Raw genomic sequence first — 15945 nt, 5'->3', positions numbered from 1 at the left:
TAAATGTATCTGGATACACGCCACACAAGCGTTTGAACTCTGTTGGCTTTAAAGTTTTTACTTGTTCGTAATTCATCTTTCAATCTTAACTCTTGGACTATTTTATCCTATTTTGTCTAGACTTATGCAAGAGATCTATTGAGGCTGACCTGAGTGGGGCTATCCTGAGTGGGGCGGAAGTCGAAAACGCTATCTTTACCGGTGCAACAGGGATCACCCGTGAACAAAAACGGGATTTAATTCGACGAGGGGCAATTTTTGGGGATAATTCTAACGATCGCAGTAAAGTATTAGTTTAAAACAGCCTTTGATCTCCACCTTCAGCAGAGATTTAGGTAGGGTTGGCTGAATAAATGTGAAATATAGACGAGATAAGGGGTTTGGCAGCCTGTTTGACCAAGCAGCTGCAAGATTTTCAAGCTGGTGGCTCAAAAACCTTGTATCTTAACCGGCGATCGCTCCTACTTTTTCAGCCAACCCATAAGTAATGGGAAAGGACTTGACTTTGCCGGCGACTTGCGCTATGCTTTTCTTATAATGGGAATCTTTGCAAAATTTTTTTAGACACACAGATTTCCATTATGAATAAAATCTTTTAAAAATATTATCCCAAAATCTGCCGAGAAAAGCAAGCAAAATTTTGCCGATAATTGTTAAGTTTTGTATCTGGTTCCCCAGTTCTACCTGATAACTGTTCACCGAACACAGCAAAAATCTCCCCAACACCTGTCCTCCACTAACCCCCTTTTTTGATTCCGGGAAATTCCCACCCATAATTAATGGGAAAGGACTTGACTTTGCCGGCGACTTGCGCTATGCTTTTCTTATAATGGGAATCTGTGCAAAAATTTTTTAGACGCAAGGATTTCTATTATGAATAAAATCCTTTAAAAATATTATCCCAAAATCTCCCGATAAAAGCAAGCAAAATTTTGGCGATAATTGTTAAGTTTTGTTAACAAAGAAATACAGAGATCAGCAAGGTCAAAAAATCGAAGTCTCTTGCTGATCCTGTTTGTCGCCTAAGCTATGATTAGGTTAGGCGAATTTTGCGCTTTGACTAATTGTTAGTGCTAACTTCCGTGGTTTCAACAATTGCCGTCGGACAGACATTGCTGAGATTTTTGTCAATTGTTTTCGATAATCTTTCTAAATTTTTCTCCTGTTGAACCTATTTTAAGTAGCTGGTTATAATTAAATTAAAAATGGATTTTAGGTTCGATCCCCCCTGCCCCCCTTGATAAGGGGGGTGCCGATAGGCGGGGGGATCCCCCTTGATAAGGGGGGTGTCTGATAATTTTTAACGCCTACCTACTTATGACAATAATGTTGTCAACTTTCTCGGATTAAGATTAACCCACCGCAAACCCTGTATATTCTCTGACTAGGGGTTCATGAAAGGCTAAAACAATATCTTCTTTAGGAACACCTAAATTAACTAATTCATTGGCAATTCCTACCTCAGTGCCATCATGTTGTATCCAGATTTTACCCTTTTTAATATCGAGATGCAAAACACAACCATGATATCTTCGTCTATTTTTCCAGCCAACATACATCAATTGATAGTGATCGCCAACTGTATCAAAAATCAATTGTTGTTCAATCGGATCTTTAGATGAACCTATCTGAGAATATTCAGTAATGACTTGCTTGACATAGTGACGATATTGTGCTAATTTTTCCATTCGACAATTACCTCCCCAATCGGATCATAAATAATCAGGTAAATTTGAAATCGTTTAACGACAGTTTGAATAAATCGCAATTCAAAAAAACTATAATAAATATCTAAGGGAACAGCTAAATATAACTGTCTTTTAGGTTCTTTTTCTTCTAAAGCAACACGATAATTAAAGAATTGTCCAATGGCAGTATGAAATTCTGAAATGCTGGATTTACCGATAAAACTTTTAATTTCAACGGCTATCTTTTCATTGTCTTTTTCTGCGGCTATCAGTTGCTCTGCTCCTAAATCGACATACATTTCTACATCACCCACTTCAATCCTTAAAGGGTCATCTGTAATGATCCAACCCTCTTTTTCTAATCCTTTTCTCACTGCACCATGAAAACGATCTTTAGCAGACATGAATCTTGAAGTTAGCAGGCATAATAATTGTTAATTATAACATTTAGTCATGACGAGCGACAGGCTGAGAGCATCTCAAACCCTATTGACAATTGGCCAATTTTGTGATCCGCGTGGGCATTTCAAGTGATACCAGTCAATCAAAATAGTTACGAAATCGACCCATTTGAACGAGTAATTGGCTCTTCTCGACTTTGTGTGATAATTTTTGCTTATGGAGTCGTGAAATGCTTATCGGGCAAAACTTTAAGGGCTATTTTGACGTTCGGACGTTCGGCGAAGACTTCGACGGTGAGCTTACCCTGCCGCCGAACGGTCTTCACCCCGACATTTGTGATAAAATCGGCCTTGTCTTTCTTCTGCCAGCGCGACGCCGAGCGGCGGTATGTTGAGCTTATTTCCCCTTTTACTTTTTACTTGGTATAACTCGTGCAGGTTTTCATTTATCATACTCCCGAACTTACCCCCGTCCATACTCTACCCGATTGCGCCGTCGTTATCGATGTTTTAAGAGCGACAACCACGATCGCCACTGCCCTCAATGCCGGTGCAGAAGCAGTGCAAACCTTCAGCGATCTGAAAACCCTGATGCAGGTGAGTGATACCTGGCAACCGGAAAAACGTCTCCGGGCAGGAGAAAGAGGCGGTGCGAAAGTAGAAGGCTGCGATCTGGGCAATTCTCCCCTCGATTGTACCCCTGATTTAATGAAAGGTCGTCGTCTGTTTATCAGTACCACTAACGGCACTCGCGCTCTGCAAAGAGTGGAAGAATCCCCAATCGTGATCACTGCGGCTATGATCAATCGGCAAGCTGCCGTTAATTACTTATTGGATAAGCAGCCCGATACCGTCTGGATTGTTGGCTCTGGTTGGGAAGGGGGTTATTCTCTGGAAGATACGGCCTGTGCTGGAGCGATCGCCGATGCGCTACAAGAACAATCGGGGCAAATGGCGATCGGGAATGATGAGGTTATCGCCTCGATCGCTCTTTATCGTCAATGGCAAAATGATCTTTTAGGAATGTTCCACAGTTGTAGTCATGGTCAGCGCCTCTTGCGTCTCCACTGTCAAGAAGATTTAAAATACTGCGCTAATATTGACTCTCTTGATGTTTTACCGATCCAAAAAGAACCGAGCATTTTAGTCAAACTTTAGACATTACTACCCACAGAAAGGCTCATCCGTGCCGGTAGGAGTATCGATCCTAGCCGGATTCTTTTATTTAGGGTCTGCTGAATAAATCTAAAAACCTTGTTGGATAAAACTTTTAGACCTTTTTGAAATCCAAAAGTCCCTCGTCTGGGAGTGATCAGGGGGAAAATTCCGGGACTTTTTCCCTGAAAATTAGGTAATTGAGCAGATCAAAATCGGTAAAACCCTACACCCCACACCCCACACCCCACACCCTACCCCAACCGAAAAACTTTTTGCCGCAAACCCTATTTATAGTTTGCTAACCATGACTATCGATTCTTTACTGCAATCTTTTCAGCGTTTTGGTGTCAATCTCGGTTTAGAAAGAATAAAAAATCTGCTGGAGATTTTAGGCAATCCCCAAGATAAAATTCCGATTATTCATGTCACGGGAACTAATGGCAAAGGTTCGGTTTGTGCCTATCTATCCTCTATTCTCAGTACCGCCGGTTACAAAGTCGGACGTTATATTTCTCCCCATTTAATTGCTTGGACAGAAAGAATCTCTATTAATGGCGAAAATATTGAAACCGCGACTTTAGAAAACCTGCTTAAATATATACAATCGCTTATCGATCCCCAGCAGGAAAGTCCTACTCAATTTGAGGTAATTACTGCCGCTGCTTGGCTATATTTTGCTCAGGAAAAGGTGGATATTGCCGTGATGGAAGTGGGTTTAGGAGGAAGATTAGATGCGACTAATGTCTGCGCTCAACCTTTAGTTACTGTCATCACTTCTATTAGTCGGGAACATTGGCAAAATTTAGGGCCGACGGTTGCCGATATTGCCGGGGAGAAAGCGGGGATATTAAAAGCGAATTGTCCCGCAGTTATCGGACAATTACCAGAATCAGCGCAGGGGGTAGTTAGGGAGAGAATCAAGCTGTTAAATTGTCCAACGGTATGGGTAGAAGCTGCCGAAAAAATTGCCGATAATCGGGCTAAATATCAAGGTTTAGAATATCCTTTATCCTTAGCGGGAGATTTTCAATTAACTAATTCCGCTATAGCGATCGCTGTTGTTAATATTTTACGCCGGCAAGGTTGGCAAATTAGCGATGAAGTCGTGCAAGAAGGAATGGCAAAAACTCGCTGGTTAGGACGTTTACAAACCGTTAATTGGTGTCAGCGAGAAATTTTAATAGATGGCGCTCATAATCCCGCTGCCGCCATTGGTTTAAGGCAGTATGTAGATAGTTTAAAGGCTCCAAAAATCATCTGGGTGATGGGAATTTTATCGACCAAAGATCATCGGGAAATATTCCAAGCTTTATTAAGAAAAGGCGATAGTTTATATTTAGTTCCCGTCCCCGATCATAGCAGTGCCAATCCTGAAACCTTAGCGGAATTAGCGGATTCAATTTGTCCAGAATTATCTCACCTAGAGACTTGTTCCGATTTATTTTTAGGACTAAAAAAAGCCATCCAAGAATCTGCCGATAGTCAGATAATTCTCTGTGGATCGCTTTATCTAGTCGGTTACTTTTTAGGGAGTTTGTTTCAGGGAAAATAAAACATCAATTTTACTGGTGGTTTTATCAGGCATAGTGGCAGTAATTCCGATCCCGCGTACCGATTCTAAAAAGACCTTTGTTTCCGGGGTTAATTCCTTGGCAGGAAGATTATTAATTCCCCCTGCTTTAGCAATAATTTGCTCCACATCGATGAAAAAATAACCGAGATTATTTTTAGGCAAATTTGCGATCGATGCTTGGAAAATCTCACTTTTGCTAATCGGTTGATTCGGTTGCGGTTGATAGGGAATTCCGACGGTCATTTTTAGGGTATCATTATTAGGCCAAGCATAGGTTAAAATCGCTTGTTCTTCCGCTTTCCATTCAGTCACATCTTGGCCAGAAATTTGACTGTTTTTTATGGTGATAAAGGGAACAGTTTTCACCAATTGATTTAACCTATCGAGGGTAGTTTTTGCCGCTTTCTGATCGCCGGTTTGCCAAATCATCATTCCCCCAAAACCTAACCCTCCCACTGCTTGCTGGTTGGGGATAATTCCAAAGGCAAATTCTCGATCCATCCAGTTGAAAACTTCTTTATCCGCGTCAAGGGTTGCCATCTGAAAATTCTCACGGATCTGACGCAGAAAAACTTGTAATTCTGGGTTAGTTTGGGACTGTTTTTCTGCTTCTTCCCATCCCTGTTTAAGATTATTCCCACTCCAGACTGCGATGGTATCTCCGGGGAAATAATTTAAAACTTGATTTCTGCTGGGGGAAGGTAGGGTAGAAATAGTTTCAGGGGCAAGTTTAGCCACCATTTGTAATTGTAATCCCGTATCGGTGACACCTACTCCCGCGACAATATCCTGAATTTTTGCTAATTCTTGCCGACTTTGGGGAGATAAATTAGCATCTGCTCCCAAGATTTTGGCATAATCATCGATATAAATTGTTGCTAGGGTATTGGGTAGGTTGAGGGATTGGGAAAGCAGTTTTATCACTTCCAGTTTACTGCTAAAAGATGGCTGTCCTTGGTAGGTATCGATCGCCGATTCTAACACCTTTTTATCGTAGGATATCAACAAAAAATCCCCCGCAACAGCAGTATAAATGGTGGTGTTATCCTGCCAATCTATAGCGGTAATTGTAATACCTTTGTAGTCACTGGTGCTAGTTTTGCGATTAACTTGTTGTCCTAGTTTTTTCTGGAATTCCGATGCTTTAATTTTATCTTTGATACCGATAACCGTTAATAATTTCGATTGTCCGGGGGTAGCTGCGGGAAGGAAAGCAAAGCTAATACTACCGATCCAAGGTTCGATATCCCGTTGATAATCAATCTTATCGGTGAAGATATTTTTTTGTAATTCTTCTAGTCCTTGACTAACCGCAGTTCGCGATTCTGGTGTACCATATTTAGCTAACACTGACCAAGCTTTTGCATCCGTGGAGACAAAACTACTAGCAAAAGCAGTTTCTGGGATAACTTTTGCCGATTCTAAGGGGGTGAATCTTTGCCAAGGTAGTTGTCCTCGTAGATAAAGATAGACACCTCCTGCGGTTACTGCTGTTAATCCTAAGACGACTAAACAACCGGGTAAAAATGATTTTTTTGACATAGAATTGTGGTTGGGTTAAAAAAGTTCAATACTTGGCGATCGATTTGTCTCTGGTTGTAGTATCTAGAGAATTGGTTAATCTTTAGTAAGCTTTAAGTCTTATTATAGCTTCTGGAGGTACTATAGCGGTAAGCGCTTGAGTGAGATACAGACCAAGCTTTGCCTAGCATGGTTTATAGCTCGTGACACTGTACCTCATACGACTGCACACCGCTATAAGCTGTTGACTATCTAAATTACTCGTTAAGACTGCACGGGAGCGGGGGGAAGTAGTTTGAGCTTTTGTACTAAAATATCTAATACGCAGTTTAAATGCAGTACAGCTTAGAATGCTCAAATATTGTTGATATGAACACCATCAAGGGCTAATTTTATCATTAAACTGGACATGATTCTGGAAAATTTTCTGATTACTAAGTATGCAGAAATACAGACAAGAAAAATCCCTGTTATTAGAAAATAGTTGAGATTAAAAAATATTGTTGCTGAATTGGTGCATTTATTTCAAATATATTTATGTAAAAATATTAAAACTCCTGCTGTTAACTCTGATGCTTAAAAAGCTATCAGAATGATAATAATTTTGTTGAAAAGTACAGCTTTTTGAAAAAATAAGGTTATTATGAACCTATATTATAGCGTTTCTGATTCACAAGAGGTACATTCCCGATCCTGAACAGCTTAGTCAGCAAAGGTTTAAGTGTGCCGCACAGATGCGAGAACCGCTATATACTAAATCTGGTTATTAAAAACTGATTATCTATTGCTCCTTTTGCCTATTGCCTATTGCCTCTCCTGATATGTAGCCTATACTCAACGGATTTAGTATTAGACCTTTTTAACCCAATATCCAAGAGAGCCAAAAATGATAAAAAATAGGGGCTGGATTATTTTCAGTCCCCTAAACTACAAGAAATTATCGTTTTAGCGTTGTTTCCGTTTTAATGCCAAGGCAGATAAACCAAAAAAACCTAAACCAAAAAAGAGAGTCGGTTCCGGGGTTTGGACAGTTAATAAACCTAATTGACCACCTTCGACAAGATTATTAGGACCGCCGATGCTGCCATTTCGCACACTGTGGGCCTGCACGTCGAGAATTAGAATTTTTTCTCCCGGTCGAGCGCCCGGAAAGAATTCAGTAATATCCAAAATCCCCGAAGTTTCCCAGTTACCCAAATCATTGGGGCTGCTGTCGGTTTGACCACCTGGTAAACTAGGACTACGATCGATCTGACCTACTCGTGTCGCTTGTCCCGTGGTGGCATCAAGTCGCCAAATCGAGGCTTCTTCTCCAGAGGTTTGACCGAAATCAGAGAAAGAACGGTCTTCTTGGATATAGATAGTACCGTCATCGGACCAATCGAGGTTATCGGGACTTCTCACCCCAAAATCGGGACCGCTAAATTGACCGCCACCCGCATCATTACCATCGTAGAGAATGCGAGCGCTGACGCTAGAAGCAGCGGTGTCGAGATTGCCGTTTTGATCGAAAACCAGATTATTATCGAAGATATAAACGGTTCCCCAGCTATCGGCCCCATTGAATAAAGAACTGCGTCCGGTGGAAGCAAGAACAATTTGGGAACCATCACTGGGATTAATCGAAACATCTTCCGGACGGGAGAAGGAAAAAGCTCCTAAAGCGTCCGCTTGGGCGCGAAGATTGCTATCGGTGGCAAAACCATTGAGAAAACCAACCCCACTTCCCTCGTTCACCACTTCTACCCAACGTCCGGCGCTGGTGTTACCAGTACCAGCAAAGTCCCGGGGATCCACACCTTCATCACCTACCCAAACATACAGTTTGCCCTGTTTGAGACCATTGCGATCGAGAAAACTACCATCTCCGACCCCGTTTTTCTCCCCAATGTAGAGATAGAGAGGCGCGGACTCGGTATCATCACCCCCGATCATCGCAATGCGATCACTTCTACCAGTATCAATTTCTGTCCAATTTTCCCAACCACCGCGACCCATTTCTGGGGCAGCCCAGATACCGAAATTGGTAGGATCGAGAACCCATTGAGTCCCATTGCTGGTTTCTTCTCCAGCAAAGTAGATATTATCTTCAAAACCGATCCCTTGACCGAAGGAATAACGACCGAAAGCGGCACCAGAACAAAAACGATCTAAACCTCCAATGGTGGGAGCGAGTTCAAATTGACTGGTACTGGTGATTAGATTGTAAGAGCGATCGTAGATTTTATCGAAGGCTAATCCAGAACCGATAATTTGACGACTACTGGTGTCGATGTCAAAGTAACTGATTCTTGCTCCTCTCACGGAAAGCTGGTTAGCAGTACCCGGATTCAGGGTATAAGAGGCTCCTTGGTTATTTCTAACTTCGTGGTTGACCAAGGCACGAATCGTCCCATTTCCTAGATCGATAACGCCAATTCCATCCAGAATACCGATGGGAGTGTAATTGTTGATGGTTTCACCCACTGTAAATAGGGGCGTATATTTATAACCATTTAATCCTGTCACCTGCGGTCCGCCTGTATTAGTATGAGCTTGCGCTAAAACCGTCGGTACGTTTATTAGGGAAATTCCCACTGTTAGCAGAGTTGCCGCTAGAACATTTTTGGGGTTAGAAGGTGAAGCAATCATTAATTTTTTAGTCCTCTAATCTCAAGGAAACAAAACGTTCTCTCTTGAGATTAGAACGCTTTTATTAAGGGATTGATAACCTGAGAATAAAAACTCTTTAAGAACTGATGCTTTGTCATAATTATTAATGTTTGTGTAAACAATTGTAAAAAAGCTGGATGCTCACGACCTAGATTCTTTCTATTAACAATTGTTATTTAATCATCGAGCCTAGTAAACAATGTCTTTCTTTTGCTTATTCTGACTCCTGAATACGGGCCTGTGACTCTTTCCCTAAGGGAATATTTTTGATTTTTGGCAGAAGTCCATTATTAATTCCCACCGCTTGATTAATATTAGTCAACCCATTAGCCTCTAATTTTTCTGTTAATCCTTGTAAAATATTTGATACTAGCCAAGGACCCTGGTATAACCAACCGGTATAAATCTGTAATAAACTCGCACCGGCGGTAATTTTTTCCCAAGCATCATCGAGAGAAAAAATGCCTCCCACTCCAATTATCGGTAAATTGCCTTGGGTTTGCCGATAGATAAAACTGATCACTTCCGTGGCACGTTCCCGCAAAGGTTGCCCACTAATTCCCCCTGCTTCTTCAGTGATTGGTTTACCAGTTTCAGGCAGAATTGTGGTTTTTAATCCCGTGCGTTTAGTGGTGGTATTAGTAGCGACAATTCCAGCTAATTGATAGGAGAAAGCTAAGTCAATAATTGTTATGATATCTTCCCATTCTAAATCGGGAGAAATTTTCACTAATAGGGGTTTTCTGCCTTGATTTTCTGTTTGTAAAATGTCGAGGATTTTATCGAGTTGTTCACCACTTTGCAGGGAACGCAAACCGGGAGTATTGGGAGAACTAACATTAACGACAAAATAATCGGCATGGGGGAATAAATAGCGAAAACTGCCTAAATAGTCCTCTGGAGCCTTTTCTAGGGGCGTATTTTTCGATTTACAGAGGTTAATGCCGATGGGAATCTGTCGGGGTTGTCGTTGCCAAGATTGTTGGAGAGTTGCCGCTAGAACCGGCGCACCGAGGTTATTTGCCCCCATACGGTTTAATCCCGCCAAATCTTCTGGTAAACGGAATAATCTCGGTTTTGGGTTGCCCGGTTGCCCTTCTAGGGTGACAGCACCCACCTCGGCAAAACCAAAGCCGAAACTATGCCAAAGTCCTGCCCCTAAACCGTCTTTATCGAATCCTGCCGCCAATCCGACGGGATTGGGGAAATTTAACCCCCAGAGGCTTTGAGATAGGCGAGAATCGCTAAAACTGAGGGATTCTGATAATTGTGAGATTAACCATTGTCCCCAAAATTCCCCCCGCGAGCGATCGATTTTTTGGAGAGTATTTAATAATTGTTTTTGTGTTCCCTCTAAATTGCCCCGAATAGCCTTGAAAGCTAGAGGATAAAAAGGTTTAATTGTATCAATTATATTGATCATAAAAAGACAGGAATTAAGGGTTAGGTGTAGGGTGGGTTAGGCAAGAACAAGTTATGTTTTTGACAAAAAATTTCAAATTTGCCGTAACCCACCTAGCATAATCTTTATAAACCTTGACGAGGGTTAAAAGTTTCAATCGCCCGTATTTTTTGATAAAGTTCTAATTCTTCAGGGCTAGGATTGGGAGGATTAACTAATATAATTTCCACTAATTGATCGCCCCTTTCTCCTTGGGAAGTGGGATAACCTTTGTTAGCCAAACGTAATCTTTGACCACTTTTTAATCCCTTAGGAATCATCATTTTAACTAACCCGTCAATGGTAGGAATTTCCACAAAACCGCCCACAATTGCCTCGCTAGGAGTAATCGGTACTTGACAGACAATATCAGAACCTTGAATCCTAAAAAAAGGATGCCTAGCGATAGTTATTTTTAAATATAAATCACCCCCTTCAATACCCTGACCTTTGAGACGAATTTTCTGACCATCGATCATGGCTGCCGGCATATCAACCTCTATTGATCTACCATCTTCCAGACGAATTCTTTGTCTGCCACCTTGATAGGCTTTCTCTAAAGGTAAAGTTAATTTTGCTTCCACATCTCGACGAGTTAAACGGGGAGAGGAGGCAATTTTAGCGCGCTTAGTATTAAGGTTATTAAAATCTCTAAACTTCCATAAATCCTGTTCTGTACGGGGGATTTTTCCATTACCGTTACTATTCGCTTTTTCCCCCGGACGTATCCCGCGGCGTTTATTTCCTGTCAAGGAACGATTATACTCAACCCGTTTTTCTTCATCGGAGAGAACATCATAAGCTTCATTAATATCTTTAAACTTTTCTTCGGCCGATTTATCCCCCGGATTAACATCAGGATGATATTGACGCGCCAGTCGTCGAAAAGCCTTTTTTATCTCGTCACCAGTAGCCGTGCGAGATACTCCTAAAACATCATAATAATTAACTAATTGTGGCATATATTCAGTTATCAGTTATCAGTTATCAGTTATCAGTTATCAGTTATCAGATTTGAGTTCTAAGTGAGCAGTATGTATTAAGCGAGCAGTATTAAATAGTAGTTTCCCACTGTCTTTTTACTGATTACTGTTTACTGATTACTGTTTACTGTTTACTGCTCACTGTTTACTGCTCACTGATTAAAACCAATCATCATCCTCATCATCCCAGTTATTTTGGGGGGGAATATTGCGGGAACGATTGCCGCCGCTGCGGTTACTTTTACTATTGTTATAACTTTTTTCCTCCGAAGGGGGGGGACTTTGCCAATCGCTATCGCGGCCATTGTAGTAATTGTCCTGATTGCGGGGGCGATAACTATCTTGATTAGCCGAATAATTGGGTCGATAATCACTTTGATAACCCGGTGTACTGGGACGATAATCCTGGCGATAACGATCGCGGCGCGGTTCGGAGGGAAGATCATCTTCCTTATCCCCGGTAAAAGTCTTGCGAATAGCACTAAAAAAGCCCTCGTCTTCCTCGTCGTATTGTAGCCGTACCTCGCGATTTAATTCATAGATAACATCCTGTAGATCCGCCTGGGCGCGATCAAGGCGACGGTCATCATTTTTCTCCAAAGCGTCGATAATTTCCGTACTCAAAGACTCAATTTGACGACGATAGGAACGGGTAAACTCATTACCAAAATCGAGAGTAACATCTTTTAAGCGTCGTTGGGCTTGATCCACCAGAGAGCGGGCGCGATTGCGTTTATCGACCTTTTCGCGACGGGTACGATCTGCTTCGGCAAATCGGGCAGCATCGCCGATCATGCGGTTAATTTCCCCTTCGCTGAGGGTAGAAGCGCCTTGAATGGTGACACTTTGCTCCCGTCCGGTCATTTTATCCCTAGCGGTGACTTGTAGAATACCGTTAGCATCGATATCGAGGGACACCTGCACTTGGGGAATACCCCGGGGTGCGGGGGGGATACCGGTTAATTTAAAACGTCCCAAGGATTTATTATCGCTGGCCATTTCCCTTTCCCCCTGCAAAACGTGGATTTCCACCACAGTTTGATTATTTTCGGAAGTGGAAAAAAGGTCAGCTCTGCGGACGGGAATAGTGGTATTGCGGGGGATTAACTTTTTCATCACACCGCCGATGGTTTCTAAACCCAAGGATAAAGGGGTAACATCGAGGAGCAGCACGTCTTTGACCTCGCCGCCCAAAATTCCCGCTTGAATAGCCGCCCCGACCGCTACAACCTCATCAGGGTTAACATTTTGATTGGGTTCCCTATCGATAAAACTCCGCACCAAATCCTTCACCACCGGCATCCGCGTGCCGCCGCCCACCAGTACCACTTCGTCTAGTTGGACGGGGGACAAACCGGCATCAGAAAGGGCGCGTTTGAGAGGACGACGGAGACGACTGATTAAATCGCCGCATAATTCCTCAAATTGGGCCCGACTCAGGCGAGTTTCGATGTGTTTGGGTCCGTCTTCCGTGGCGATGATAAAGGGCAGATTAATATCGGTGACGCTGACCCCAGACAGTTCTATTTTGGCTTTTTCTGCCGCTTCTGTGAGTCTTTGTAGGGCTTGCCGGTCTTGGCGCAGCTCCACGCCTTCCTGTTCCAAAAATTGATTGGCTAACCAATCGACGATTCTTTTATCGAAATCATTTCCGCCTAATTGGGTGTCGCCACTGGTGGCTTTCACCTCAAAAACGCCGTCACCCACTTCCAAGATAGAAACATCAAAAGTACCGCCTCCCAGGTCAAAAACGAGGATTTTCTTGCTTTCTTGTTCATCGAGACCGTAGGCCAGGGCGGCGGCGGTGGGTTCGTTGAGAATCCGCAGCACTTCTAACCCCGCAATTCGGCCCGCATCCCGGGTGGCTTGACGTTGGGAGTCGTTAAAATAGGCGGGGACGGTGATTACGGCCCCGGTAACTTCTTCCCCCAGATAACGGCTGGCTTCTTCGGCTAATCGGCGTAAAACTAGGGCGGAAATTTCTTCGGGGGCGAATTCTTTTTGCAGACGGGGGCATTTAATCTTGATATTGCCCATCTCATCCCGGCGGATGGTGTAGGGGACGCGCTTCGATTCGGGGTTTAATTCCGAGTAGCGACGACCTATGTAGCGTTTGACTCCATAGTAGGTGTTTTGGGGATTGAGTACCCCTTGTCGCCGGGCCATTTGACCGACCACTAACTCCCCATCTTTATTAAAACCGACCACAGAAGGGGTGGTTCTCATGCCCTCCGAGTTGGCGATGACCACTGGCTTTCCGCCTTCCATCACGGCGACGACGGAGTTAGTTGTCCCTAGATCAATGCCTACTACTCTACCCATGCTTGTTTTTGTCTCCCCCTAGATTTCGATAACTTCGGGACTTTTACCTTCGATCGATAGTTTAAATCGCTTAATGCTTGTTGACAATATTGTATCGAATTGTCTTAGTTTCTCGCTCTCGCTTCGGGGCGATTGAGGGTGTGATTACCGAAGTGGTCTTTTAGTGATCGCTGGCGATCAGGTTTGGGGGGTTTTAAATAGGGTCTGCGGCAAAAAGTTTTTCCTGGGGTCAGGGTGTGGGGTGTGGGGTGTAGGGTGTAGGGTTTTACCCATTTTCAGACGGTCAATTACCTAATTTTCAGGGAAAAAGTCCCTGAATTTTCGCCCCGACCACTCTCGGCTGGCACTTTTTGAGGTCAAAAAAGTCTAAAAGTCTTATCCAACAAGGTTTTTAGATTTATTCAGCCAACCCTAAATATTGCTAGATTTGGAGATTTGCGCTATTAAACCTCTTGCAAAAGTCAAAAAGTAATCAATCCTGATGCTGAAAGCATCTATTTTTCTTTCTGTTGCCTGTTGCCTTTTGCCTGTTGCCTGACTTCTGCAAGAAGTCTATCCACTAATTCTGGTGGCGGCTGACAGGAAATAGGGATTGTTCTGCCTGTACTGGGATGATTAAAAACGATTTGATTGGCATGGAGATAATAACCACAATCTCCCGGGACTGCATCCGGTCGCGGTAATCCCCCCAGACCATACAAGGGATCACCGATTAAGGGATAGCCAAAAAAGGCCAGATGAATGCGAATTTGATGGGGTCTGCCCGTAAAAATTCTTACTTCTAATAGGGTACTATCGGGATGTTTTTTTAAGACTCGACCATCACTGCGGGCCGATAACCCATCTGTGAGCGCACCGTAAACATGGCCTAAAATGGGATGGGCGATTTTCCCGATCGCTTGATTAATAGTAAAATTATCTGGTATGTCGCCCTGACCAACTAAAGCTCGATATATTTTAGTAATTTTCCCCTCCCGCATCTGTTGACTCAATTTAGCTCTAGCGGGCTTTGATTTAGCCATTAAGACTATGCCCGAAGTGCCGCGACCAAGACGATGAATCGGATAGGGAGTGACATCGGGATAATGCTGATGTACCAAATGGATAAGAGTATGTTCGAGAAATCCACCCCCCGCTAACACCGGTAATCCCGAAGGTTTCGCCACCACTAACACCTCGGCATCCTCGTAGAGTACCTCAAAAAAGAGCGGCACATCCGGTTCTGTCCAAGGTGGGCGCTGATAGGTCAATTGCTGCCCGATTTCCAAGACTGTATCGGGGCAAGCGGGACGACCGTTGACTAGAATTGCTGCCGATAAAATGCGATCGAGCCATTCTTCTGGGCTAGAATGGCAATATTTGCCCGTATAGTAAGCTAATAAGCTTAATCCTGCCTGATTTTTGCTAACTTTATCTCGATAAATCCAGCCTTGATTGGGCATTGGGGAAGTGGGGAAGTGGGGAAGTGGGGAAGTGGGGGAATTTCCACTAACACCCTAACACCCCAACACCCCAACACCCTATCACCCTATCACCCTATCTCCTCAATACTGACTTCTCACCCAATGTTCGACAAAGATAAGCAAAAATTATTTATTGACTCCAAAAACTTGAGAATATTTAAATTAACATTCCGCAATATTTACAAATTCTTAAGAATTAATTGAGAAAGATTTTTATTTAACAACGATGTTATGATGGTTACAGCGATTTTACTGAATTTCATAATGGGTTATTCTTTGCTTTTTTGGACAGCAATGGTTGAAACCCTTGCCACACCTACAAGGTAATCCCAATTAAGACAGGTAAATCAGTCAATTTCACCCACAACGATGATCTTTTTTTTGTGTAGTTTTATTGCAAAGAAAAAGTTTTTTTGACAAAAAGCACAAAGTATGTAGGAGTAGTTATGGCAGAGTGGGAAGTGGGGAAGTGGGGAAGTGGGGAAGTGGGGAAGTGGGGAAGCCGTAAGGCGGATAGGGTAGGGCATACCCGAATCTTGGTTGAAAGACCAAAACGCTTGCAGAGCTATCCACAAGTGGACAACTAGATAGGGCTGGCTGAATAAATCTAAAAACCTTGCTGGATAAGACTTTTAACCTTTTTTGAAATCCAAAAGTACCAGATATGGGAGTGATCAGGGGGAAATTCAGGTACTTTTTCCCTGAAAATTAGGTAATTGACCCCCTCAAAATCGGTAAAACCC

At 43.0% G+C, this 15945-nt stretch carries 10 protein-coding genes and 1 pseudogene; 3 read left to right on the top strand and 8 right to left on the bottom strand.

Features of this window, described 5'->3' with window-relative positions; genetic code table 11:
• Positions 1–143: 143 nt before the first annotated feature.
• Positions 144–299 (top strand): annotated as a pseudogene (locus IM477_RS11610) (pentapeptide repeat-containing protein); the annotation flags it as partial.
• 1053 nt (positions 300–1352) lie between these two features.
• On the opposite strand, the gene IM477_RS11605 reads toward IM477_RS11610, so the two are convergent.
• Both IM477_RS11605 and IM477_RS11600 read right to left on the bottom strand, forming a co-directional pair.
• The gene (locus IM477_RS11605; protein WP_002798710.1) at positions 1353–1688 is read right to left on the bottom strand and encodes a XisI protein; all 336 of its coding nucleotides are present in this window, start codon (positions 1686–1688) and stop codon (positions 1353–1355) included.
• Complete coding sequence (locus IM477_RS11600; protein WP_002751648.1) at positions 1676–2092, bottom strand: XisH family protein; 417 nt, start codon at positions 2090–2092, stop codon at positions 1676–1678. The genes IM477_RS11605 and IM477_RS11600 overlap by 13 nt, the downstream gene beginning before the upstream one ends.
• 429 nt (positions 2093–2521) lie before the next feature.
• Here IM477_RS11600 and IM477_RS11595 point away from each other — a divergent pair, with 429 nt between their 5' ends.
• Together IM477_RS11595 and IM477_RS11590 are read left to right on the top strand one after the other, a co-directional pair.
• Positions 2522–3247 (top strand): 2-phosphosulfolactate phosphatase family protein, encoded by a 726-nt coding sequence (locus IM477_RS11595; RefSeq protein ID WP_002751646.1) that lies wholly within the window; start codon positions 2522–2524, stop codon positions 3245–3247.
• Between the two features lie 304 nt (positions 3248–3551).
• Positions 3552–4799: a bifunctional folylpolyglutamate synthase/dihydrofolate synthase gene (locus IM477_RS11590; protein ID WP_287731815.1), complete on the top strand. Its 1248-nt coding sequence runs from the start codon at positions 3552–3554 to the stop codon at positions 4797–4799.
• Here IM477_RS11590 and IM477_RS11585 read toward each other — a convergent pair.
• The 6 genes from IM477_RS11585 to IM477_RS11560 all read right to left on the bottom strand — a co-directional run bounded on the left by IM477_RS11585 (position 4773) and on the right by IM477_RS11560 (position 15181).
• Entirely contained in the window at positions 4773–6362 is a 1590-nt protein-coding gene (locus IM477_RS11585) for a DUF3352 domain-containing protein (protein ID WP_287731814.1), read from the bottom strand. The two genes, IM477_RS11590 and IM477_RS11585, sit on opposite strands and share 27 nt — an antisense overlap.
• A gap of 924 nt (positions 6363–7286) precedes the next feature.
• Positions 7287–8972, bottom strand: coding sequence for an alkaline phosphatase PhoX (locus IM477_RS11580; RefSeq protein ID WP_287731813.1), 1686 nt, complete (start codon positions 8970–8972; stop codon positions 7287–7289).
• A gap of 235 nt (positions 8973–9207) precedes the next feature.
• Entirely contained in the window at positions 9208–10416 is a 1209-nt protein-coding gene (locus tag IM477_RS11575) for a quinone-dependent dihydroorotate dehydrogenase (RefSeq protein WP_287731812.1), read from the bottom strand.
• A 104-nt stretch (positions 10417–10520) separates the two neighbouring features.
• Positions 10521–11396, bottom strand: a complete 876-nt coding sequence (locus IM477_RS11570; RefSeq protein WP_061431385.1) for a J domain-containing protein — start codon at positions 11394–11396, stop codon at positions 10521–10523.
• Positions 11397–11576: 180 nt separating this feature from the next.
• Positions 11577–13739 carry a molecular chaperone DnaK gene (gene dnaK / locus IM477_RS11565; RefSeq protein WP_287731811.1) on the bottom strand — a complete coding sequence of 721 codons (2163 nt, stop codon included), beginning with the start codon at positions 13737–13739 and terminating at the stop codon, positions 11577–11579.
• 494 nt (positions 13740–14233) lie between these two features.
• Positions 14234–15181 (bottom strand): RluA family pseudouridine synthase, encoded by a 948-nt coding sequence (locus IM477_RS11560; protein WP_287731810.1) that lies wholly within the window; start codon positions 15179–15181, stop codon positions 14234–14236.
• Positions 15182–15945 lie beyond the last annotated feature (764 nt).

The organism is Microcystis sp. M090S1, assembly GCF_020246295.1.
Classification (GTDB): Bacteria; Cyanobacteriota; Cyanobacteriia; order Cyanobacteriales; family Microcystaceae; genus Microcystis; species Microcystis aeruginosa.
Note: the sequence above shows the minus strand (reverse complement) of the source record. Positions and strands in the feature narration are given on the sequence as shown.

Coding starts and splice junctions, on each gene's coding strand:
- IM477_RS11580 (WP_287731813.1), bottom strand. CDS start 8,972: ATGATTGCTTCACCTTCTAACCCCAAAAATGTTCTAGCGGCAACTCTG.
- IM477_RS11585 (WP_287731814.1), bottom strand. CDS start 6,362: ATGTCAAAAAAATCATTTTTACCCGGTTGTTTAGTCGTCTTAGGATTA.
- IM477_RS11600 (WP_002751648.1), bottom strand. CDS start 2,092: ATGTCTGCTAAAGATCGTTTTCATGGTGCAGTGAGAAAAGGATTAGAA.
- IM477_RS11590 (WP_287731815.1), top strand. CDS start 3,552: ATGACTATCGATTCTTTACTGCAATCTTTTCAGCGTTTTGGTGTCAAT.
- IM477_RS11560 (WP_287731810.1), bottom strand. CDS start 15,181: ATGCCCAATCAAGGCTGGATTTATCGAGATAAAGTTAGCAAAAATCAG.
- IM477_RS11605 (WP_002798710.1), bottom strand. CDS start 1,688: ATGGAAAAATTAGCACAATATCGTCACTATGTCAAGCAAGTCATTACT.
- IM477_RS11570 (WP_061431385.1), bottom strand. CDS start 11,396: ATGCCACAATTAGTTAATTATTATGATGTTTTAGGAGTATCTCGCACG.
- IM477_RS11575 (WP_287731812.1), bottom strand. CDS start 10,416: ATGATCAATATAATTGATACAATTAAACCTTTTTATCCTCTAGCTTTC.
- dnaK (WP_287731811.1), bottom strand. CDS start 13,739: ATGGGTAGAGTAGTAGGCATTGATCTAGGGACAACTAACTCCGTCGTC.